General features: G+C 33.6%; 25 protein-coding genes. 3 read left to right on the top strand and 22 right to left on the bottom strand.

From position 1 onward, the window contains the following. Positions 1–44 precede the first annotated feature (44 nt). The 11 genes from Q0E86_RS00585 to Q0E86_RS00535 all read right to left on the bottom strand — a co-directional run bounded on the left by Q0E86_RS00585 (position 45) and on the right by Q0E86_RS00535 (position 11,980). Positions 45–563: a winged helix-turn-helix domain-containing protein gene (locus tag Q0E86_RS00585; protein WP_295754045.1), complete on the bottom strand. Its 519-nt coding sequence runs from the start codon at positions 561–563 to the stop codon at positions 45–47. A gap of 131 nt (positions 564–694) precedes the next feature. Continuing rightward, positions 695–1,489 carry a Type 1 glutamine amidotransferase-like domain-containing protein gene (locus Q0E86_RS00580; protein ID WP_295754044.1) on the bottom strand — a complete coding sequence of 265 codons (795 nt, stop codon included), beginning with the start codon at positions 1,487–1,489 and terminating at the stop codon, positions 695–697. A 31-nt stretch (positions 1,490–1,520) separates the two neighbouring features. Beyond that, entirely contained in the window at positions 1,521–2,159 is a 639-nt protein-coding gene (locus tag Q0E86_RS00575) for a hypothetical protein (protein ID WP_295754043.1), read from the bottom strand. A 73-nt stretch (positions 2,160–2,232) separates the two neighbouring features. Then, complete coding sequence (gene gatB / locus Q0E86_RS00570) at positions 2,233–3,654, bottom strand: Asp-tRNA(Asn)/Glu-tRNA(Gln) amidotransferase subunit GatB (RefSeq protein WP_295754042.1); 1,422 nt, start codon at positions 3,652–3,654, stop codon at positions 2,233–2,235. A gap of 2 nt (positions 3,655–3,656) precedes the next feature. Further along, a complete protein-coding gene (locus Q0E86_RS00565) occupies positions 3,657–5,030 on the bottom strand; it encodes an amidase family protein (RefSeq protein ID WP_295754041.1) in 1,374 nt (457 codons plus the stop codon). A gap of 1 nt (position 5,031) precedes the next feature. Further along, the gene (gene gatC / locus Q0E86_RS00560; RefSeq protein ID WP_117923679.1) at positions 5,032–5,325 is read right to left on the bottom strand and encodes an Asp-tRNA(Asn)/Glu-tRNA(Gln) amidotransferase subunit GatC; all 294 of its coding nucleotides are present in this window, start codon (positions 5,323–5,325) and stop codon (positions 5,032–5,034) included. A gap of 9 nt (positions 5,326–5,334) precedes the next feature. Next, entirely contained in the window at positions 5,335–6,405 is a 1,071-nt protein-coding gene (locus tag Q0E86_RS00555) for a CamS family sex pheromone protein (protein ID WP_295754040.1), read from the bottom strand. Beyond that, positions 6,392–8,386, bottom strand: coding sequence for an NAD-dependent DNA ligase LigA (ligA, locus tag Q0E86_RS00550; RefSeq protein WP_295754039.1), 1,995 nt, complete (start codon positions 8,384–8,386; stop codon positions 6,392–6,394). The genes Q0E86_RS00555 and ligA overlap by 14 nt, the downstream gene beginning before the upstream one ends. 9 nt (positions 8,387–8,395) lie before the next feature. Then, positions 8,396–10,573: an ATP-dependent helicase gene (locus Q0E86_RS00545; protein ID WP_295754038.1), complete on the bottom strand. Its 2,178-nt coding sequence runs from the start codon at positions 10,571–10,573 to the stop codon at positions 8,396–8,398. Positions 10,574–10,646: 73 nt separating this feature from the next. Beyond that, positions 10,647–10,793 (bottom strand): hypothetical protein, encoded by a 147-nt coding sequence (locus tag Q0E86_RS00540; protein WP_295754037.1) that lies wholly within the window; start codon positions 10,791–10,793, stop codon positions 10,647–10,649. Positions 10,794–10,798: 5 nt separating this feature from the next. Continuing rightward, positions 10,799–11,980: a hypothetical protein gene (locus Q0E86_RS00535; RefSeq protein WP_295754036.1), complete on the bottom strand. Its 1,182-nt coding sequence runs from the start codon at positions 11,978–11,980 to the stop codon at positions 10,799–10,801. A 487-nt stretch (positions 11,981–12,467) separates the two neighbouring features. Here Q0E86_RS00535 and Q0E86_RS00530 point away from each other — a divergent pair, with 487 nt between their 5' ends. Next, positions 12,468–13,340 (top strand): class I SAM-dependent methyltransferase, encoded by an 873-nt coding sequence (locus Q0E86_RS00530; RefSeq protein ID WP_295754035.1) that lies wholly within the window; start codon positions 12,468–12,470, stop codon positions 13,338–13,340. Between the two features lie 46 nt (positions 13,341–13,386). On the opposite strand, the gene Q0E86_RS00525 is transcribed toward Q0E86_RS00530, so the two are convergent. Beyond that, a complete protein-coding gene (locus Q0E86_RS00525; protein WP_295754034.1) occupies positions 13,387–14,112 on the bottom strand; it encodes a hypothetical protein in 726 nt (241 codons plus the stop codon). Between the two features lie 60 nt (positions 14,113–14,172). On the opposite strand from Q0E86_RS00525, the gene Q0E86_RS00520 reads away from it, so the two are divergent. Together Q0E86_RS00520 and Q0E86_RS00515 are read left to right on the top strand one after the other, a co-directional pair. Beyond that, positions 14,173–14,832 carry a carboxylesterase gene (locus Q0E86_RS00520; RefSeq protein ID WP_295754033.1) on the top strand — a complete coding sequence of 220 codons (660 nt, stop codon included), beginning with the start codon at positions 14,173–14,175 and terminating at the stop codon, positions 14,830–14,832. Between the two features lie 103 nt (positions 14,833–14,935). Beyond that, positions 14,936–15,859 carry an Abi family protein gene (locus Q0E86_RS00515; RefSeq protein WP_295754032.1) on the top strand — a complete coding sequence of 308 codons (924 nt, stop codon included), beginning with the start codon at positions 14,936–14,938 and terminating at the stop codon, positions 15,857–15,859. Positions 15,860–15,975: 116 nt separating this feature from the next. On the opposite strand, the gene Q0E86_RS00510 is transcribed toward Q0E86_RS00515, so the two are convergent. The 10 genes from Q0E86_RS00510 to Q0E86_RS00465 all read right to left on the bottom strand — a co-directional run bounded on the left by Q0E86_RS00510 (position 15,976) and on the right by Q0E86_RS00465 (position 23,845). Further along, positions 15,976–16,110 (bottom strand): hypothetical protein, encoded by a 135-nt coding sequence (locus Q0E86_RS00510; protein WP_367117366.1) that lies wholly within the window; start codon positions 16,108–16,110, stop codon positions 15,976–15,978. 325 nt (positions 16,111–16,435) lie between these two features. Further along, positions 16,436–16,636, bottom strand: coding sequence for a hypothetical protein (locus Q0E86_RS00505; protein WP_295754031.1), 201 nt, complete (start codon positions 16,634–16,636; stop codon positions 16,436–16,438). After that, entirely contained in the window at positions 16,605–16,907 is a 303-nt protein-coding gene (locus Q0E86_RS00500; protein WP_295754030.1) for a hypothetical protein, read from the bottom strand. Before Q0E86_RS00500 ends, Q0E86_RS00505 begins: the two co-directional genes overlap by 32 nt. 24 nt (positions 16,908–16,931) lie before the next feature. Continuing rightward, positions 16,932–18,512 carry an AAA family ATPase gene (locus Q0E86_RS00495; protein WP_295754029.1) on the bottom strand — a complete coding sequence of 527 codons (1,581 nt, stop codon included), beginning with the start codon at positions 18,510–18,512 and terminating at the stop codon, positions 16,932–16,934. 78 nt (positions 18,513–18,590) lie between these two features. Next, complete coding sequence (locus Q0E86_RS00490; RefSeq protein ID WP_295754028.1) at positions 18,591–19,940, bottom strand: MATE family efflux transporter; 1,350 nt, start codon at positions 19,938–19,940, stop codon at positions 18,591–18,593. 1 nt (position 19,941) lies between these two features. Next, a complete protein-coding gene (locus Q0E86_RS00485) occupies positions 19,942–20,595 on the bottom strand; it encodes an HAD family phosphatase (RefSeq protein ID WP_295754027.1) in 654 nt (217 codons plus the stop codon). 47 nt (positions 20,596–20,642) lie between these two features. Beyond that, positions 20,643–21,707: an SIS domain-containing protein gene (locus Q0E86_RS00480; protein WP_295754025.1), complete on the bottom strand. Its 1,065-nt coding sequence runs from the start codon at positions 21,705–21,707 to the stop codon at positions 20,643–20,645. 1 nt (position 21,708) lies between these two features. Further along, positions 21,709–22,134 (bottom strand): PTS sugar transporter subunit IIA, encoded by a 426-nt coding sequence (locus Q0E86_RS00475; RefSeq protein WP_295754024.1) that lies wholly within the window; start codon positions 22,132–22,134, stop codon positions 21,709–21,711. Beyond that, positions 22,128–22,760 (bottom strand): HAD family phosphatase, encoded by a 633-nt coding sequence (locus Q0E86_RS00470; protein ID WP_295754023.1) that lies wholly within the window; start codon positions 22,758–22,760, stop codon positions 22,128–22,130. The genes Q0E86_RS00475 and Q0E86_RS00470 overlap by 7 nt, the downstream gene beginning before the upstream one ends. Next, the gene (locus tag Q0E86_RS00465) at positions 22,760–23,845 is read right to left on the bottom strand and encodes an SIS domain-containing protein (protein WP_295754022.1); all 1,086 of its coding nucleotides are present in this window, start codon (positions 23,843–23,845) and stop codon (positions 22,760–22,762) included. Before Q0E86_RS00465 ends, Q0E86_RS00470 begins: the two co-directional genes overlap by 1 nt. Between the last annotated feature and the right edge of the window lies 1 nt (position 23,846).

The raw sequence follows: 23,846 nt of genomic DNA, 5'->3' as shown, positions 1-23,846 counted from the left end.
CAACACTTTTACATTATACCTTTATTTGAGGCTATTTTTCAACTTTATCCCACTTTAAATACATCAAACTTCCAAAAATACCCGACTGTTTTATGCGTTCCAATGTACTCATCACCCAATAAACGCCGAATTGTGGCAATATGTACAGTTAAAGTGTTATCTAGAATCTCATGGTGATAGGCTTGCTCCAAGTAAAAGACCAACGCATTTCTTGAAACCGTCTTATGCGGCACATCCATCAATGTTGTGATGATTGTAAAGGCCGCCTTAGAAACCATGATTTTTTCAAGTCCCTTTTGAATAATATTCGAATCCATATCGATCAATAGATCTCCCGTTTTATATAACCCTCTTTTTCTTCGAACATTTTCAATATCCATATGAATCAAACCATTACTATAATTTGTCACTTCATCATTGACCTTCATATTCTGACAAAGCATAGCCGGTGTTTTGTAATACACCTGACCATTTTCCTCAATACGATCAACGGGATACCCATTGTTTAAAAGCCACTCCAATAATTCTAGATCCACTTCTGTGATCAACTTACAAAATTTCATTTACACTCTCCTGTTTCTAACCATTTCACATGTGACTCACTATATTAAGTATCCCATATTAATGTGAATTTAACATTAAAAAATAACTAAAAACTAAATTGTGCAAATTTTAGATTAATTTGTGCAAACAATTATTGAAATAAATCGATTTTTCCAAAACAAGTTATCCCCTGATCGACAATCATACCTCCATCTTCATAGATTCCATATACAGAAATTCCTTTTTCTTCTTTGACTTTTTCAATACTTTCCATTTGAATCTTACTTCTTCTAAAATGTGGTTCAATGTCAAAACCAGAAAGACAACCTAAACCAGTCTGATAAGAAAAGTCTGGATAATCTTCATCTGGACTTATGTGATAAGAATCTAGTTGTATCATAGCTCCAGCGCTATATCCAATCATGACACCCTTATAATTTTTTATAATTTTCTTTAGCTTCTTTTCCTTGATACGCTTCATCATGAGATCTGGAGCCCCACCCGTCAACATTAATATAGAACTATTCAATATTTTCATCTTCATTTCATCGACTGTATCTTTAAAATAATTTACCCACACAATTTGTTCATCACAAATACCATATTTGTAGAATACATCTTGATTTGAACGATACCATATACCTTGTCCAGGTGCATATTGTTTATTCCAATCCGCCTCATTTTTTGTGTCATCATAAAAACTAAATGGTAATATACAAACGCGATCTTGTTTTGAAATATACTTTTTCAAATTCATATAAATCCATTTCTCATCGATCATACTCGTATTTAATAATATATGAACAGGGTGAATACAATTTTCAACTTCTTTTACTGTATCATACGTATATGGCTTACTATTTTCAAACTCCTCAAAACACTTCATTTCATTTGTAGCCTCATGCATCGTTACTACATTATTCTTTTGATCTATATACAATTTCATTTTGTCTCCTTCTAAGAAAAAAGATGGACGCCTATTGTCCATCCTCTCCATTTTGTGCATTTGCGATATTCTGTTGAATTTGTTCACTTGCGGCTTTTAATTGATTTGAAAGCTCTGCATCTTTTGCGGCTGCCATATTGTCTGTTACAGGGCCACTGCTTGCGCCTGTCTTTGTCAATTTTAAATATGTCCAACCATCTGCCGTATGTGTATCATCAATTAAATAATTATAAGAATCGATTTCTAAATCATACATTTTTGATCCATCTTTATTTGTAAAATATGTATCAATTGGAAGTTGCTCATTCACAATATTATAAGCACTATCAATAGCTGCACTTGCCACATCATCCGTTGCACTATCTACCAAATCAATATGTACTCTAAGCGTTGCACTCAATAGATTCACACTTACTTTATCTACATTTTCAATATTTGAAAGTGCACTCTCTAATGATGAAATATTATCATCGGTAATAGCTGGATCTAAATCTGTTTTCGAAAAACGACTTCCTTCAACAGGATGATTTTGTCCACCTAAACTAGTCAATAATACATAACCCACAATCACAACCGGAATCATAATTATAATTAACGTAAACCATACAAGTTTATGTCCTTGTCCTTTAGGTTTATTGGAAGCGACTCTTTTACGTTTCATTTTGGCCATAAAAAACCTCCTAACAACATTTTTATTATACCACAGGATACAAAAACATTAAAAGTCTGAATGAATCAGACTTTTATCTTTTCTTTAACTCTTCTTGAATTAATTCATTTGTACGCTTAGGATTTGCCTGTCCACGACTTGCCTTCATGACTTGTCCAACCAAGAATCCTACAGCACGATCCTTACCATTTTTGAAATCTTCAATCGATTGAGGGTTTGCGTCCAAAACACTGTTGACGATTACCAAAATAGCACCATCATCACTCACTTGTTTCATTCCCTTTTCTTCGATAACCTTCTTAGGATCTTTTCCTTGCATAACTTCTTCAAAGACGACTTTACCTTGTTTACCACTAATTTCACCAGCCTCAATGACATTGATCAAACTAGCTAAGTTTTCACTTGAACAAGGAACATTTTTGAAGTTTAAGTTGTTCTTATTTAAATATGCTGAAACATCACCAATCACCCAGTTACATGCTTTTTTCGCAAATTTTGTAGATTTCAATACTTCTTCAAAGAAATCCGCCATTTCACGATCACTAACCAATACACTCGCATCATATTCACTTAATTCATAATCTTTCATGAAACGTACTAAACGTGCATCTGGAAGTTCTTCTAAGTTATCTTGAATTGATTTAACCCAGTCAAGATCCAATTGAATTGGGAAAATATTTGGTTCTGGGAAATATTTATAATCGACATTTCCTTCTTTTTTACGCATTAAAATCGTAGTTTTCTGTGCTTCATCATAACGACGAGTCGCCTGTTCTACTTTTTCACCAGCATCTAACAACGCACTTTGACGTTCAATTTCAGCTTGAACGGCCTTTTGTACGTTCGCAATCGAGTTCAAGTTCTTGATTTCTGTCTTTGTTCCTAAAGTATCTTTATCTTTACTCAACGAAATATTGACATCACAACGCATACTTCCCTCTTCCATCTTAACGTCACTGACATTCAAATATAGAAGGTTTTTACGTAATGTTTCTACATAAGCCGCTGCTTCTTTTGCACTATGCATATCTGGTTTTGAAACAATTTCAATCAAAGGTGTACCTGCACGGTTGAAGTCGATATATGTACCTGTTTCTTTATGGAACTGTTTTGCGGTATCCTCTTCCATATGAATACGTTCGATACGAATTTGTTTCTTTTCACCATCTACATCAATTTCAACATATCCATTCGTTCCAATTGGATGGAATTGTTGAGTAATCTGAAATCCCTTAGGAAGATCTGAATAATAATAGTTTTTACGATCAAAACGAACCAATGTTTCTAGATCACAATGCATAGCCGTACATGCCTTAATTGCTAAGGCTACCGCCTCTTTATTGACACAAGGTAAACATCCAGGATGTCCTAGATCAATAACGCTTGTACATGTATTTGCCGTTTCACCAAAACGTACAGGAGCTCCTGAGAACATTTTTGTGTTTGTCTTTAATTCACAGTGAATTTCAATACCAATCGTTACAAAATAATTCATTTTTATCCCTCCACACATTGTCCTTTTAAACCAGTACATTCTTCAATAGCACTTGATACATCAAACATTTCTTGTTCTTCAAAAGGTTTACAAGTTAAATTCACAGCTACAGGCATAGAATCTACTTTTCCTAATGGAAGGGTAATGCTTGGATATCCTGAGAAATTTTGTAACTGCATATGCTCTTCGGCAAAACTAGATACACCAAAACGAACATTTGAACTTTCATTTATCAATGGTGCAATTGTTGGAGCTGCAACACTTAATATGGCATCACATTCTTCAAACATCTTCGCATAAGCTTCAACGATCAAACGACGAATCTTTTGTGCTTTTCTAAATAAACGATCTTGGTTTTCTTCAAATAAAGAATAAGAACCAATCACAAAACGAGCACGAACATAGCTTGAGAATCCTTTTGTACGAGTATTTGTCATGACTTCTTCTAAATCTTGACCTTCTTCACGCATTCCAAAACGAATACCATCTAAATTTGAATGGTTAGCAGTTGCTTCTGCATTCGCAATTGTTTTATAAACAGGCGCAATCAATTCCATGTATTCTTTTGGCATTTCCACTTCAACAATCTTAGCTCCTTTTTCTTCTAATTTAGAAACTAAGGCATTGAATTGAGCTTTTAATGCTTCATTTTCAACTTCATCTAAAACCGTTTTAAATACACCAATTGTTTTATTTGTAAGATCACTATTCAATAATTTAGAATATTCACCAACTTCTTTATAGCTTGAAGTCATATCATGATCATCACGACCTGCCAAAACTTCTAAAGCTAAAGCTGCATCTTTTACATTTGTCGTAAAATATCCAACGTGATCCAAAGAACTTGCGTAAGGAATAATTCCATAACGTGAGATACGTCCATACGTTGGTTTTACACCAACTACGCCACAATAAGCTGCAGGTTTTCGAACACTATCACCTGTATCCGTACCAATTGCCAATGGAACACATCCTGCCGCAACTAAAGCTGCACATCCTCCACTAGATCCTCCAGGAATTCGGTCTAAATCATAAGGGTTGTGCACAACACCTGTATAGGCATTTTTGTTTGTTCCACCCATACCAAGTTCATCCATACTGGCTTTACATACAAAATCAGCACCAGCCGATCTTAATTTTTTGACAATTGTCGCATCATATACTGGAACATAGTTATCTAAAATACGACTGCTTGCCGTTGTTTTAATTCCACAAGTAGAAATATTGTCTTTCAATACAACGGGTACACCAGAAAGTTTTCCTTCATTTGTGTTCGCATCTTCATCGATCATAGTTACAACCGCATTTAATTTTGGTTGTACGGCATTGATTTTTTCAATGGCCACATTTTTATTTACACAATTTGAAATTTCCATCTTACTTCACCACCTTTGGAACGTGAACATGTCCCATACGAGCATCTTTAACATTCTTTAACGCTTCTTCTTGCGTTAATACATCACTTACAACATCTTCTCTTAAGAATGTTGTAGGTGCTTCAAAAGGATAGACCATAGGTTCTACACCTTCTGTGTCCACTTTTTCAAAAAGGGATACTTGTTCTTCGACGGCGACAAAATCTTTTTTCAATTCTTCGATTTCTTCGTCACTCAAATCAAACTTTAAGTCGTTTGCTAATTTGTGAAAATATTCTGTACTGAATTTTTCCATACTCTCCTCCTATATCTTACTGATCACATTACATTCACTTGAACCAGATTTTCTTTCTATTAACGCATACACTGTATCATCATTTAAAATGGTAATCAAATAGTCACACTTCTTCGTTTCAAATGTGCTCATTTGATCTTGTGCATGTTCAATAATAGCTAAAACTTCTCCAGCTGTTTTTCCATGTGCTGTAATAGTCAAATTTAATTTTCTTAATTTTTTCGATTCGAACTTCGCTTCTCCCGTCACAAACGTATTGTCCGGAAGAACATTCGATATCTCTTCTTTAAAAGTTGTAAATTCATTGGCTGCCGTTGAATCCAATTCTGTAAAACGAGAACTTGGGACTAAAACCCATTCTTGTTTTAAAGATGTGAAATTTCCTTGTCCACCCTTATAATAACCTTCATATACATAGCCACCCTTATCTGTTGTACTTGTCTCATCCAGTTTATAGGCTGCTATATATATAGGAATGTTTTTGTTAATTTCATTAAAACGCTCATGCATATAGGAAGCAAGTTTAGAGAATGTTACTTCCAAATAATTTTGCATCTTTTCATCTGTAATTTCTACACTGGATCCGTCTGATGTATTTAAGTCTCCATTTACGACTAGACCCAATGAAATACCTTTTAATGTATCATTCGTATACCAATCTAATTCATAAATATCCACTAGAACTGTCGCATTGGTCACAATTCCATTACCCGTATCAAATTCTTCATCGGCACTTGGATTTAGACCATTGGGATTGCCATCACGAACCGTACCAAGTAATCCTCTTGATCCGTCTGTCGCATCTAATTCATCGTAATCTAAGAATTGATGTGTCTTATAACCGACAGAAGAAGTGGAAAAATATTTCTTGGAAAGCTCCATTAATCCACTTTCCATTTCAACACGCAAATCTGTATCGTTGATCAAACCTACATGTTTACTTCTTGTATCACTAGCTTCATAAGGCAAAATAGCCTGATACGAATCATCATCTAGGGCATTCGCCTGATTTTTGTTTCCGGTAGAACAAGCGCATAAACTCATTGCCAATAAACCAATCAATAATTTACTCTTTCGCATTTTCTACCTCCTGTACAAACTCTTCTTCACTCATTGTCATAACACCTAAGCTTTGTGCCTTTGTAAGCTTAGATCCTGCAGCCGTACCATAAATGACATAATCTGTCTTCTTAGATACAGAACCTGAAACATTGGCTCCTAATGATTCTAAAATTGCTTTGGCTTCATTACGTGTATAATGTTCTAAAGTTCCCGTTAAAACACATGTTTTATTTGTGAATCGACTCTCTACAACTTGTTTCTTTTCTTGTATAAAATTACATCCTGCTTGTTTTAACACATCAATTAAATGAAGATTCTTTTCTTCTTTAAAGAATGCCACAACACTTGAAGCTGTAATCAAACCAATATCATGAATCAAAACTAATTCATCCACACTCGCATGCATTAGAGTATCAATATCACCGAATTGTTCAGCCAAGATCATAGCGGCTTTTTTACCAACTTGTCGAATGCCTAAACCATATAAAATAACACCTAATGGTTGTTTCTTGCTTTTTTCAATCGATTCTAAAAGCTTATCCACCGACTTTTTTTGATAGCCTGGCTTTTCAATCAATTCATCATAATAGCGATCTAAAAAATAGATATCTTCGATTGAATTTAAATAGCCCCATTCATGAAGCTGTTCAATTTTTTTATCCCCTAAAGTATCGATATTCATCGCATCTCTTGAGGCAAAATGAATCATACTTTCAACAACACGAGCTGGACAATCCTGGTTGATGCAATAGTGTGCTGCCTCATCGGGTAGTCGCACTAAATGAGAACCACAAATTGGACAAGTTGTTGGAAATTGATATGGCATTTGGGTTCCATCTCTTCTTTCAGGTACGCTTGTTACGACTTCAGGTATAATTTCTCCAGCCTTACGAACAACCACAATATCACCAATACGAAGATCTTTATTCGCAATCATATCTTCATTATGTAACTGAGCCGCACTAACTGTAGTTCCTGCAACACGTACCGGTTCTAATACGGCATTGGGTGTAATCTTCCCAGTACGTCCTACTGTGATCACTATGTCTTTTAATCGTGTTAATACTTCTTGTGCGGGAAATTTATAGGCTGTCGCATAACGCGGAACCTTTGCAGTACTTCCAAGTCTTCTTTGATCGGCCAAATTATTTAATTTAATGACCATACCATCGATTTCATATGGTAGATCCTCACGTTGTTCTTGAATTTCTTGGATAAATTGCCAAATCTCATCTACGGTTGTACAAACCTTTCGTAATGGATTGATTCTAAAATGCATCTTAGACATTGCTTCTAATGCTTCTTCTTGTGTTTGTACCGCAAAATCTGAAGCATTCTGGAAATAATACCAATAGGCATCGAGTTTACGACTTGCACATACGCTTGAATCCAATTGTCGAATGCTTCCTGCAGCTGCATTTCTTGGATTCGCAAAAGGAGCCAAGCCTTTTTCTTCTTGTCTTTTATTCAATTGCTCAAAGCTTGCCTTAGGCATATAGACTTCACCACGAACTTCAACATGACGCATTTCAGGAATATGCATTGGTATGGAAAGAATGGTTTTTACATTGTTTGAAACATCTTCTCCTACAATTCCATCGCCTCTTGTCACGGCTCTAGTAAAATTACCATCATCATAAAGTAATGCCATCGCCAGTCCGTCGTATTTGCATTCTACGACAAATTCTGGGGTTGAAACACTTTCTGAGATTCTTTGAACAAATTCTTCAATTTCTTCTTTATTAAACACATTTCCTAAAGAAAGCATCTGCGTATCGTGTGTCACTTTTTCAAAACCCTCAAGTACAGAGCCAATGATTCTTTGGCTTGGACTTGTCGCATCCTGCATTTCTGGATGTTTTTCTTCTAATGCCATTAATTCTTGCATTAAACGATCATATTCTTGATCGGTTACACTTGGATTGTCATATACATAATATTCAATAGAATACTTTTCTAATTCTTTACGTAAATCTAAAATTCTTGCCTTTTCATCCATCATACTCACCTAGGCTTTCTTTAAAGAAGGATGTGCTGCATTTAATTTTTTCACACCAATTGTATGACCAAAGGCAATGGTTGCGACATCACCACGAATTTCAAGTACAACACCCTGACCATAGATTGTATGTTCAATGGCATCTCCTTTACGTAAACGCACTTTCTTTTTGTTCGCACCAAGCTTTGATGGTCTTCCTGTTAAGGATTGTGAAACAACAACTTTTGACTGTTTTGGTGCTTCTTCTTTTTCTTCTTGAACAATATATTCCATTGGGATTTCGGCTCTAAAACGACTTGGTGTTTTAAACGCATCCTGCATATAGCTAAAGCCTGTATTCCATGAGATATATAGTGTTTTTTTAGCACGTGTCATCGCAACATATAGAAGTCGTCTTTCTTCTTCTAACGCTTTCATGCCACCTTCATCACAAGCTCTAGAACTTGGGAACACACCATCATTAAAGTTAACTAAGAATACTGTATCAAACTCTAATCCTTTTGCGGCATGCACTGTCATCAAGCTTACTGTATTTTCACTTGTTTCTTGTGTTTTATCTGTAAATAAGGCAATGTCTTGTAAATAAGATTCTAAAGTCATTTCTGGATCTTCAATCATACTTTGGGCAATGTCTTCTTTTAATTCTTTTAAGTTATCAATGCGGTCTTGACCACTTTCGCGATCTTCTTTCAACATCGAAATATAGCCTGTTGTATCTAATACGTAGTCTAAGAAGTCTTCTAAGGCATAATGTTCTCTATTTTCGCGTAGATCTTCAATTAAGTCTACAAACATTTCACATTTTTTCGTAACCGCTGTACTTAATCCGATTGGATCTTTCATGACATCATATAGATTCATGTGTCTTTCGGCCGCTTGTTGTTGAAGATTTTCAATTGTACGCGCACCAATACCACGGCGTGGCACATTGATCACTCGAAGTACAGCTAGATCTAGTGCCATTTGGTCTGGATCTTCTTCATTGCGGTTTGTACATAATCTTAAATAACATAGGGCATCTTTGATTTCTTGTCTTTCATAGAAACGAATTCCACCATATATTACGTATGGAATGCCTACCGATTTAAAGATACGTTCAAATGCACGTGAAGAATAGTTTGAACGATACAGAATTGCCATATCTTTATATTCCAAACCTTTTTTATGTTTTTCATTGATTTGACGAGCTACAAAGATAGGTTCTTCGCTGTCTTCTTTTCCTTCAAACATTGTGATCTTTTCATCACCAGGAAGTTTTGTATATAAATCTTTATCAATACGTTCCTTATTGTATTTAATAACGGCATTACTTGCGTCTAGAATCGGTTGTGTTGAACGATAGTTCTCATTTAAAATAACGGTTTTACATGGTTCAAAATCCTTATTAAATTTCAAGATAATATCAACACTGGCTCCACGCCAAGTATAAATTGTCTGGTCTGGATCTCCTACAACACATAGGTGTGTGTTTTTACCAGTCAATAATTTAATAATTCCATATTGAATAGGGTCCACGTCCTGGAACTCATCAACATGAATGTAGTCTAAACGATTTTGCCACTTCTCACGAACGGAAGATACGCTATTTAATAAGCGATGTCCTTCTAATAATAAATCATCGAAGTCCATGGCTTTCATTTCATTACGACGTTTTTCATAGCCTGCATAAATTTTAGCTAATGTAATACTTACATCATCCATAGCCATATTACCTGCCATTTGTGGATCAATATAGTTTGTCTTATAAGCACTAATAGCACCTAATGCACGATTATAAGAAATCGTAGTTTTATCCACTTCTAATGTTTTATAAATCGGCTTTAAGATAGCCTTTTGATCTTCTGGATCCATAATTGCGAATGTTTTTGGATACCCAATCAAGTCAGCATCTTCTCTAAGCATTCTTACGCATAAAGAGTGAATTGTTGAAATGCGCACTACACTTGCCATACTGCCTAGTTGAGCAGTTAGTCGTGTTTTCATTTCATTGGCTGCTTTATTTGTGAATGTAATGGCCAAAATGCGGTTTGGTAAAATACCGCAATCTTGGACTAAATAAACAATACGTGCCATTAAGACACGCGTTTTACCACTACCTGCACCCGCAATAATACGAACGTGTTCGTTGATTGTCGTTGCGGCAGTTCTTTGATTTTCATTTAATGTATCTAATATTGAGTTACTCATAATTTTTAATCACCGTATCAATTTTACCATAAAACACAAAAAAAGTGCTCAGAAATATGAGCACTCCATTCCATTATTTATTGATCAAACTTTTCGCAATAGCTTTGACAATTTCTATCTTTTTGTGTTTTGGTGTTAATACGGTAGGAACAAATCCATAATCCATCAACAATTGATTGACAGATGCATAGCCGTTGGCTTTCGCTATCTTTTCTAACACTTTAGCTAGTCTTCCTGTGTCTTTGTGAAACCAGATTCCTTGATGCATTGTTCTAAGAAAGCTAAATCCTTTTCTTTAGCACATACATCATGGAAATATAAGAATTTTTCTTTATAACGAAGTACAGCCTCCAATACATAGATACCATCTTCTTGCCATGAATCCATCCAAATTGTTTTCTTATCATATTGAATTGGATCTTGTTCCATAATGTTATCTAAGTTTGTGACAATACCCGGTTGTTTACTAGCCTGAATCAACCAATCCCATTGTGCTTCATCCGTATATGGAGACATTAAACACAAGGCTTGATTTACTGGATCATAACTTCTTTCAGCAGCACCACTGGCAACCACTCTTGCATCTTCAAACAAGTGATACACTTCACGAATACGATATTGAATGGCTTCCTGCTCCATATTTTTGGCATCAGACAATTTATTATCTCTACCCAATTGTTCGCATAAGTCTGCATATGCATCTAATGGAAGATCTACATTATGATCTTTTTCATAAGCTGCTTCGATATATTCGCAAATATCGTTCGCATGCTTAACGGTATTTTCATTCATTAATGTATACTTTCCAACACCTTCTTTGGCAAGCAAAGTTAATGCACAATTCTTATAGAATTTGGCATCTCTTTCCCAATTATTCCATACATAGAAGGCATCCATTAAGTCACGAGTATTCATATGTTTAAATTCTTTTAAATCCAAATCACCCTGACTTGTAAGAATACGATCTTCTTTTTGTAGAGGCAAGAAATATGTTTCGTCATACATATAATTCTGTTGGCGCATCACTTCATTTTCCAAAAGAACACCACGAATATAATCCATTTCATCCTCATACATAGAACTCAATCGATCAAAATCTTCATCCTTATCAAATTCCATATCATCCATCAATTCATATTCACCAGGAACTTCTTCCTGAATATCTTTAAATATATCTACCACAAACGCATGAAATCCAGGACCTGCATGACGTGTATTGGCACGTAAAACCATATCGCCATCTTCTTCTGTCACAACAATCTTTCCTTGTGGACAAACCAAGATATCAACATGATCATAACGATCTTCAATTTGCACTTCTTCACGTTTTGCGATAAGGCCTAAAACTTCATACAATTCATTCATTTCTTTTTCATTTCGATCTTTACAAATCATTTGAACAAACATGTTAAAACCTCCTTCTAGAGTCACACTCAATTATATCATAGTTGGCAAATCTATGTTATAATTAACTGGCGAAAGCTCCATGTCAGAATATATTCATTTGAAGAAGGTAAAACAATCTATAAAAAAAAGATGTCCAGGCTATTTTCAAAGTCAAGCTAAAAGAAAGTTCAGAATCTATGTTGAAGTGCCAAAATGAAACAATAGAGTATATCCAAATGAATCAGATCAAAGTCATGAATAGTGGAATAAGAGTAAATTAAATAAATGTTTAATTGGGAGATTGACTATGCTTCCATGTAGAGATACAGAAAACAATCGCTAATGTGCTAAATGTAGTGCTTGATTGTAGAGTTCACTGCTCCAACAGAAAGACAGGAATCCAAAGTTTGAAAATAATGTACGATTGCTGCATAATGTTGTCAGTTCAGAACCCTCACTGCTCGCAGTGAGGAGTAGTCAGAATTACTGAGTTAAAGGAGAACTAAGTATGAATCAAATTGCTAAAGAATGGCAAGACTATGAAGTTATTGATACTGGAAATAAAGAAAAACTAGAAAGATGGAATCAAACGATTCTAAGAAGACCGGACCCCGTAGCTATCTGGCCAATCGAAGATGAGCGTGCATGGAATAAGGCGGATGCTGTATATTACCGTTCTAAATCTGGTGGTGGTCATTGGGAAATGAAAAAGCCTGTTAAAGAATTCTGGACAATCGGATATAAGGGATTGCGTTTTAAAATCAGTCCAACTGGATTTAAACATACAGGATTATTCCCAGAACAAGCTAGCAACTGGGATTTTATGGCCAATAAGATCAAAGAATCAAAGCGTGATGATTTAAGAATCTTAAACCTATTTGCCTATACAGGTGGTGCTACAATGGCCTGCTCAAAAGCTGGAGCGAAAGAAGTTGTGCATGTCGATGCCTCAAAAGGTATGATTCAATGGGCAAAAGAAAATATGCAGCTTTCTAATTTACAAGACCATACAATTCGTTTTATTGTGGATGATTGTATTAAATTTGTAAAAAGAGAACAAAGAAGAGGAAGAAAATATGATGGTATCGTTATGGATCCACCGAGTTATGGTAGAGGTCCAAATGGCGAACTTTGGAAACTTGAAGAAGAATTATTCCCATTGATTCAAGAATGCATGAAGATCTTAAGTGATGATGCCCTATTCTTTATTGTGAACTGTTATACAACAGGATTTAGTTGTTCAACACTAAATGAAGCTTTATCTAGATCGATTCAAAAAGAAAAAGGTGGACACATTGAATGTGGTGAAAACCTACTTCCTGTTACGACAAATGATAGTGTATTACCATGTGGAATCTTTGGAAGATGGACAAATGACTAGTCCATCTTTTTTTGTTTAGAAAAAGAAAAAAGGAAGAAAACTCTTCCTAACAAACCATCCACTCTGGATAAAATTGAATTCCATTTTTAATCATACGATGAATCAAAGGTCTTCCCAAAGTCTGGAAATAATGTTCAATCGTTGTGACTTGTAAAACCAAAAGATCGGCCATCTTACCAATTTCAATTGAACCACGATCTGATAAATCAAATTCTTTAGCTGGTAAAGACGTCATACTTTCGAGTAGTTTTCTAGAACACACGCGATGGGTTTGAAACAAGACATAACTCATAGGTGCCATACTATATACATAGGAGTTTGGAAGTCCAAATCCACAACTCATTAAAAAAGTTTCGGGAATTTCATGATTCAATTCACTTAAACGATGTAAAACTGGAAGCTTCGGCTGATTCTTTTTATAAAATACATCCTGCTCTAACTTCATTCTTTGCGAATTTGGATTGTCACAAATCAAAGTTAAGATTCCATTTTGACGCATCGCATACAACGCATTGATATCTTGTCTTAATTGATCCCCCAAACGAACATGCGTAAAACTTTTATATTGACAATCAATAAAAGCTGGCACGACACACTCGCCTTGCGCATCAATGACACGTGTTGCAGGATCTAGCCATTCTTTATAAGAACCTGTATTGATTTCTATGATCTTATCATGGTGACATGCAATAAAGGCATGATGCAAGATTGTAAAATCCTTATCACATGTATATAGATTTTCAATATTTTTAATCAATAAAGTTGCCTTCATATATACAAGTGACCTTCCTTTCATTAGATGTTATAATAATTATACAACGAGGTGATGCGAATGTCTTTATTTAATCGAAGAAAGAAACCTATAATAGTAACAATCCACGGATTTGGAAGAAATCTAAGTCATGAATTTGATCCATTAGCCCGCTATTTAAAGGCTAAAAAATATGAAGTGATTCAATTTGATATGTATGATTTAAACAATCCAAATGATGCCAACTACAAAGATTGGGTACAAAGATGTGAAGCCAAATTAAGTCTTTCCATTAAAGAAAATCCCAATGTGATTCTAATTGGATTTTCCATGGGAGGCGTGATTGCCAGTTATTTGGCAAGCATTTATAAAGTACAATCATTAATTCTTTGTGCTCCTGCCTTTGAATATCTTGACATCAAAAAAGTAACAGGATTATTTAAAAAATCCGACAAAGAAAAGAAGGGTCCAAGCTCAAAGCAGTACCAAACCTTCACAAAAATTGTTTCTCAATATAAAGAATCTATTTCACAAATCGAATGTCCAATTCTTATGTTGCACGGAACAAGCGATGAAGTCATTGCTCCATCAAGTTCTACTCGTGCCTACAAAAAGATTCCAGCGCAAAAGAAACGCCTGATTTATATTGAAGATGCCAAACATAGAATGTTGTATGATGGAAGAATGGAACAGACTGTGTTTACTATCATTGAACAAATGTTGGAGGGTAAAATATTTTAAAAGGCAGTAACGAATAAGAATCTTATAAAACCCATCTCCTTTTATAGAAAGAAAAACTTGATTATATAAAATTTTTGATTATATGAATTAAAGGAGAAATAAGATGAACGTATATAAACAAAAACTAAACATTAAAGATCAAGTGAAGTATTTGGAAGATAAAGGAATATCATTTAATCTTTTTAGCAAATCAAACGCTGAAGATTATTTAACAAACAACAATTATTACTACAAGTTAACATCTTTTCGAAAAAATTTCAGAAAACATCCTGACGGACCAAATACAAACAAGTATTCCAATCTTGATTTTGCATATCTTGTTGATTTAGCCATTATTGATAACTATTTGCGTAGCATTGTCCTTGAAATTGCTCTGGATATAGAACATTATTCAAAGCTTAAATTATTACATTGTTTAGAAAATAATAAATCTGAAGATGGCTATTCGATTGTAAAAGATTTTATGGTAAATCAAGGGCAAAATAAACAAGTTATAGAAAAAAGAATAATTGAAAAGTGTAACAACTGTTATGTAGGTGATATTATTCAGCATTACGATGGTAACTATCCAGCATGGACACTAATAGAAATTATATCTTTCGGAGATTATTTAAAATTCTATAAATTTTGTGCAGACAGGTGGAATGATAAAGATTTACTAAATGACTTTTATCTTATGAAAGACGTAAAAGCGTTAAGAAATGCAGCAGCCCATAACAACTGTATATTGAATGATATTACAATTAAAGATTCTAAACATAAAACAAATCATGCAGTTAAAATTAGTTTAAAAACAATAAAACATCAAAGAAATGATAAGCATCTTTCAAAAGAGAAAACGAGACAAATCGTTACGCTGCTTTATACATCAATTCACATAATTACTAGCGATGGTGTAAAATCAAAAATCAAGAATCAATTAATATTTTTCAAAAAAAGAGTTTATAGAGATTACAATTATGACTTTAATCCAAAATTGAAAGCTATATTTGACTATTTATTCGATACAATTGACATCTATTATTAATTTGTGATAAAATATTTTTGCTAGGAAAAACATACGTTTTGAGGAGGCAGTCTTGTTAGCGACACTGCTTCCTTTTTTTATAGTAAAACCAGTTTAAATCTAAACTGGCCTTTTTATTATCTATAATTTTTAATCAATTCCTTGTAGAATTCAACAGCTAAACTTAATTTATCTATACTAAAGTTTTCATTTTCTGAATGAACAGAAGCATATTGTTGATTATCAATATCAATTGGCGCAAAACGAATCACGGTATCACAAATATAGGTAAAGTGTCTAGCGTCCGTTCCTGCAGGAAGAATAAATGGTACGCTGCTGCATAGTTAAATACTTTTTCTACTGTTTGTTTCACAATGCATAGCCCTTACTTTCTAACGAAGAAGGCTTATAGTATTCATTTTCTTCAACTACAATTTCAACATCATACTTACTCGCAATCTGCTTCAATCAACCAATAGTCATGCCCATTTAACAACTCATCTTCTCACTCTGACAAATAGAAAAAAAAGTATGATTTGATTTAAATCAATACTCAAATGTATATTCAATTATTGCCAATCATATAATATGCTTTATCTAAAGATATTCTAGCACACTTTCTTTTCCATTTGCACCTACAAGGACTTTTTTTACCTTGTGATTTGCACCTACAAGGACTTTTTTTACTCCTTCATTTGCACCTTTAAGGGCTTTTTTTGTCTTGAGATTTGCACCTATAAAGAAAAAAGCCTGTATTTCTACAAGCTTAATCACCAATAATTGAATAGAATTGATCATAAGAAGATTTTAATACTTCATATACATCTGGCTGAATACGATATTGCGTATAATCACGCAATCTTCCATCCTCTTCTTTTTCAATGACCCTTCTTTCAATCATCTTCTTATTCTTTAATAAACCACCCTGTTTGACATCCCCCTTATATTCCAAAGGCTCATTATCATTATCTAATAGTTCTTCAAATAAAGCCTTATCCTTTTTATTTAAAGATGTCATAAAATTCCATAAATCTGGAACATTCATCTTTTTCTCTTTCTTAAAAAACATAATCATCACCTATTCTTAATTCCATTAAAACTTTTCTATTTTGCAACAATGTTCTTTTGTCTTAGGATCATAAGCAATCCCCACTAACAACAAGTTATTCGTATATTCTTGAATCGATTGAGGATATACTTTTTCCTTGATTTGATCTAATGCACTTTGCACATTATGATTCCATTTTAGTTCCACCAATAAGGCTGGATAATAATCTTTATATTCTGGTTTTGGAATATATACAAAATCCGCAAATCCTCTTCCTGTTGGTAATTCACGTATTGGTTTAAAATAATATTTCAAAGTTGATAAATATGCAAGTGTTAAAACACTACTCAAACTATTTTCATTATGATACACAATATTAGAAGCATACGTATTATGAATCTTTTCCATTTGTTTAGCTACAACTTCCGTATCCATATCCCAAGTCGCTTCTAAAATGGTATCTGATTCTTTTTCAAATTGAATCAAATCATTCCATTTATCTTCAGAAACAGAATTCACAAATTCTTGTCGAATCTCTTCATTTGGAATAAATACTGTCTTATATGTTTGGTTGTATCCAAGATATCCTAAATGAACCAATGCCGTTAACACATCATTCTTATTTTTAAATGAAACCATATCATTTTGAAAAGACGTTGTCTGCATCTTCACTTCATTTCCACTTAACATTTCTAAAACAGCTTCTTTTAAACCATCAAAATTCATTTGAATCAAACTATTTATGGATTCGTAACTACTTGTCTGTGCCCAATAACTTTGAAACACACCTAATGTAAACAAACTAACAACAGCTTTCGGATTATATACATGCTGATGATTTAAGTAATATCCATCATACCATTTTTTGATTCGATTAAAATCTATGTTGTATGTATCACTTAATCTTTTGACTTCCTCTTCTGTAAATCCTATGAAAGAAGCCAATGGACCCGGATTCAACATTGTATATTCATCAAAATTATTTAATGCCGATTGCGTCATCGTTCTTTTGATTGGTAAAATCCCCGTTAAATACGCTAATGCGATATAGCGAGAAGGTTGTGATCCTTTAAATAATCCTTTCAAAAAATCAATATATTCTTCTTGAAGTTTTTTATTATTCGCATTATCACGAATCAATACATCCCACTCGTCAATAATTACCACAAAGCGATGTCCCGTTTCATCATTAATTTTAGAAAGTGTTCCAGACAAAGAAATAATTCCAGTATAATCAATATCGGAATATTCATTCTGTAATTCATGCATACAACTCTCTTTGATATAATTGACAATTTCATTTATATTTTCAACTTGGTCTTTACACCACTGTACATCAATATGAATGACATCATATTGATTAAGATACTTTTCAAATGTAGAACATGAAGAAATCGTATATGGCTGAAATAATTCTCTAGAATCACATCCCTTTGAATAATAGGCACAAAGCATATCCGCAGTCATGGATTTTCCAAAACGTCTAGGTCTTGAATTACAAATGAATTTAGCTGTGGTTGAAATCACACTATTTGTATATTCAATCAAGCCTGTTTTATCCACATATATTTTTGAATGGACTGCTTCATTAAAATTCGCATTATTTGGATTTAGAAATATAGCCATACAAAATCCTCCTATGCCCCTATTATATCAGAAAATGGCTGTAGTATTAAAAAAAACGAGATGTTGCTTCATCTCGCCTTACTTCACACCATGACTTTTTAAATAAGAAGGTATGATTTTTATAAAACAAATGGCAGTTACAATACTCGCATAAATATCGGCTATTGGTTGTGCATAGAAAATATTAGAAACCCCTAAAAATGCAGGCAATAAACATGTACAACCTAAATACATCATCTTACGATTTAATGATAAAAACAAAGATAGTTTTACATTCGATAATCCTGTAATTCCATCCACTAAAACATATTGAATAGACATCATTAATATACCTAAACAGAAGATTTTAATGGCTCTATCTGCAATTGGCATAGTCATGACATCACTTGTAAACATAGATACAAATACATTTGAGTAGCACATTGAAATAATGAACATGACAAGACAGAATAAAAACGCAAATGAAATAATGATTTTAAAAGCTTCTTTGATTTTCTTTAAATTTTTCGCACCAAAATGATACGCATATATTGGCTGTGTTCCTGAACTAATACCTAAAAGTGGACCTGTAATCAATAAGAAATAACTTTGGGCTACAGTAATAGCTGAAATATAAACATCACCCATATTTCCACCATACTTTTGAAGCATCATATTCATCACAATTAAAATGACAGAATCCGTCGCAAGAATCAAAAATGGTGAAAATCCAAGTTTTACTATATGCTTCATCTTATCTATAGAAAGTTCTTCTTTTTTCAATTTGATCTTTGTTTTAAATCTTAAAAAACAAAGCACAAACATACAAGATAAAAACTGTGCTACAACCGTACCAATGGCAGCTCCTGCAACACCAATCTTTAGTGTTCGAATCAAAATAAAATCAAAAATAATATTTGTGATGGCACCAATACATACACTTAACATCGCAATCGTAGCATAGCCTTGTCCTGTAATAAAATAGTTCAATCCAATTGACATAAGGGCAAAGAAAGTTCCTAATGTATAGATTGTTAAATAAGTATTGGCATAAGGATATAGGGCATCACTGCCTCCAAACCAATAGATCAGATTGTGTTTTAAAAGAATGAATCCAAGTGTTAAACAAATAGAAAGAACAACCAACATCACAAAACTGTTATATAAAATTTGACTGGCCCTTTTCTCATTCTTTTGACCCAAACACATCGATAGCCAAATGGAACCACCAATTCCAACAAGAGTTCCAAAACTTGATAATAAAGTAACGATTGGCCCACATATTCCAACGGCTGCCAAGCATAAATTTCCTACTTCTTCAATTTGTCCTACAAACATACGATCGACAATGGAATATAAAATATTGACTAATTGAGCAATCATGCTCGGTATAGCTAAACCCATGACCAATTTTATCATGGGTGCATTTTCAAAATCATTTTGACGCATTTTATATCCTGTTCTCTTTAATATAATCTCTAGCTTCCATTAAATCTTTCGCAGTATAAATCGTCTGCTTCTTTTGTACATCTGTAGGTGCAATGATATCTGGCACTTGAATACAATCAATACCTGCTCTATAAGCAGCCTCAACCCCAACTACACTATCCTCTAAGACTAGAGCATTTTTTGCGTCTGTATTCATTTTCTTTAAAACACTCAAATAAATTTCTGGATCTGGCTTACGATTTATGACTTCATCCCCACATAATACATAATCAAAACGATCATATACGCCAACTCGTTTTAATCTTTCTTCAGTAAGCTCTCTTCTTGTCGTTGTTGCGACAGCCTTTTTAATATGATGTGCATCCAAAAAATCTAGTATTTCATTTAAGCCTGGCTTTACTGGCACTTCCTTTTCCAACATACCAAATCCAATACGTTCCCATTCTTTGATCACTAATTCTTGAATGTCTTGAGATAAATATCGATCTAACACTTCTTTTTCATCTCTACCACTTTTACCAATCAATTTTGGAAATAAAGTAGAACCCATATTTTGAATACCATACTTATCTCCTGCCTTGTCAAAAGCTTCTTTCCATACGCTTTCAGTATCTAACATCAACCCATCCACATCAAAAACAACTAACTCTAACATGTGCATCCTCCCCTATATACGAAAAGCCCATCTGGGCTTTCTTTTAATTATACTCTAGTATTCACAAAATCTGTATAGTCATTATTCGCATCACGATTTGGATCCAAACCATGCAGTTCAGGTACAAATACAGATATAATTTGAATTAAGTAAATGATAGAAAATATTGAATGATCCACATGATATAAATCAACAGGATAAATATAATCATCATATGCATAACTTTGATTTGTGATCAATAAGACTGGAATTTGTTTAGATTTTAGATATTCATACGTTTTATACATCAATTCCTTTTCCGTACCATCATCCAACAACAATACGTGTGAAGATGTATTTAAAGATCTATGCATCCCATGTGAAAATTCTAAGATATCATTAAACATAGTTGGCATACACATTGTTTCCATTAGTTTAAGCTGACCTTCTAAACAAGAACCAAATTGCATTCCATCACCAATCACATAGATATCTTTCATATCTTTTCCATAGCTTGCATCTTTAAGCCAAGCTACAAAACTATCCATTAATGATTCAAGATTCTTGATTTCATTCTTTAACTCTTCAAAATATTTCTCTATTTCGTTTTCAGAAACAAATCCCTTGAAATATCCTGAATATATACCAATCAACATCAACAATAATAAAGTACAACTATATCCTTTTGTCTTGGCATTACTATCTTCTTCATCACAATGATAATACAATGTATGATCTCCTAATGTATCCATTGGAGAATCTTTTACATTTGTCAGTGTTAGAAGTGTAAAGCCTTTATCTTTCATTTGTTCTAGAACTTCTAAAACACCTCGGCTCGTACCTGTTTCACTAATTCCAATCACCAATGTCTTCTCTTTATTTTCATAATGAATAGATTTAGCATTGTGCTTAAAATTACTAGGTGTATATACATATACACGAACATGAGCCATATCACTTATAAAACCAGCAACCGAAGTAGCTGCATTATAAGAACTTCCATGTGCACATATATAGATGGTATCAAAATCCTTTACTTTTTGAATAACATCTTTATTTTCTGGATTGTTTAAGATATTCAACAAATATGTAGGTTCTTCTTCTATATACTGCCACATTATGCTTCGAGTCATTTTACCACTCCTCTTCTGATGCATCATCATCAGATTCTAGTTGTTTTTCAAATTTACCAATTTGAGTTTGGCCAACTTCACAAGCCTTATTTGCGATTTCAATCGCACTTGAACCCATATTACGCATCATGATACATTCAATCAACATACCTAAATTTGTGCCATAGACAACTTGAATCTTATCATTCTCTAAAGCTTCCATAACAGCCGTATTAAATGGAGATCCACTTAGTAAATCCGCAAATACAACAATTTCATCATCAAATTTACTCAATGCGCTATGTATATTTTCTTTCAATTCCGTTGCCGTATCTCCTTGCGGAAAATCAACAACTTCTACCCCTTCTAGACTTTGCATGATCAACTCTACACTTGAAGCAATGCCACTGGCAAAATGACCATGACCTGTAATAAGAATTCCTACCATATATCTTCCTCCATAATCTGTTTTAGTGAACTTATAATTAAATTTGCGTCTGTCAAATCTTGATAAAGTTCTCTATTGTATAACCCTATAACTTTTAAGCCTGCATTTTTTGCAGCCTCGATACCATATTCAGAATCTTCTACAACCCATATTTCATCTTTAGAAACACCCAATTGTTTACTCGTATATTCATAAATTTCTGGATCTGGCTTTGTCCTTTTAAAATTTTCTCCACTCACAATATATTTAAAATAGGTTTCAATCTCACATTGTTTTAAAACATCCACAATATTTTCCATTGGAGAAGATGAAGCAAGCGCCATCGTAACATCTTTATTTTTTAAATATTCAAGCAATTCCATCACATAAGGCATACGTATTTTTAAGTAATCCACATTTTGATTTTCAAAAAAAGTTTCCTTTAAACACTTTGCCCTTTCAACACTCACATTTAATCGATTTGCGATAAACGCATCTTCCATTTTTCTAGAACTACCAACAAGAAAGAGAAGTTCTTCTTTTTCAACGAAAACTCCTCTTTCTTTAAAAAACTGCATGAATAATTCTTGATACTTCACTTCACTATTTATTAGGACACCATCCATATCAAAAATAATAGCTTTCATTAGTCTTTGTAGTGAGCTAAATTTTCGTCAAATGGGTTGATAGCTGTATCAATACCAATATCCTTTGCACCTTTTGCGGCAACAAATTGGAATGGAACTGTAAACATCAATGGAGCCAAATATTTGTTTGTCTTAACAGAGAACACACAATCTCTAGGATCGTTTCCTAAATCTTTGCATGTGATAAAGTGAACACGGTCTGTATATTTTTTAAAGGATTTACTGAAATCTACACTGTGTTCAAATTCAGCTTCATCACTTCCAATAATACAAATGGTTTGTTTTTTAGAAATCGCCATTGTAGGACCATGAGAATATTCTTCAATTTCATATCCCAATGCAGGAAGTCTTAACATTTCTCCAACTTTTAATTGAGCTTCAATAGCGGTTGCGAAATCAATACCATAACCTAAGAAATATAAACGATCACTATTTACAATAGTTGTGCGGTTACGATCGTACCAAGCTTCACTTTCTTCGACTACAGTTTGGAATTGATCTACTAATTTTTGAGTTTCATCTAAAGCTTTTTCATATTCAGCATCACTCATCTTACCAGTTACATGAGCACATTCAACAGCCCATAAGTATACAGAAATAACAGATGTTGTATATCCTTTTGTTTCTGGTGGAGTTAATTCATCTCCAACTAAAAGATGTACTTTTGTATCAACATATTTTGTGATTTCACTATTTAAATCTCCAGTGATTGCCAAAGTATGATAACCTTCTTGTTGCGCATATTTCATAACTTCGCAAGTTGAAATGGATGTTCCAGATTGAGAAATACCAACATATAGAATTTCATCCTTCTTTAATAATCCTGACCAATCTGCTTTTTCATAATTTTTAAATACAGTTGGATATTGATATTCTGCATCAATTCCTACTAGATGTTTGAAATAATAAGTTCCTAAAATAGATACATTATAAGATGTACCTGATCCAAAGAAGATCACTTTCTTAATATTATTTTTTGTGAATACATCTACAAATGGTTTCACAAAAACATCTTTATTTTCGAAAACATATTTTAATCTTTCTGGTTGTTCCTTGATATATCCTAATACTGTTGGCTCTGCCATA

The sequence above is a fragment of the uncultured Holdemanella sp. genome (genome assembly GCF_934754935.1).
Taxonomy (GTDB): domain Bacteria; phylum Bacillota_I; class Bacilli_A; order Erysipelotrichales; family Erysipelotrichaceae; genus Holdemanella.
Note: the sequence above shows the minus strand (reverse complement) of the source record. Positions and strands in the feature narration are given on the sequence as shown.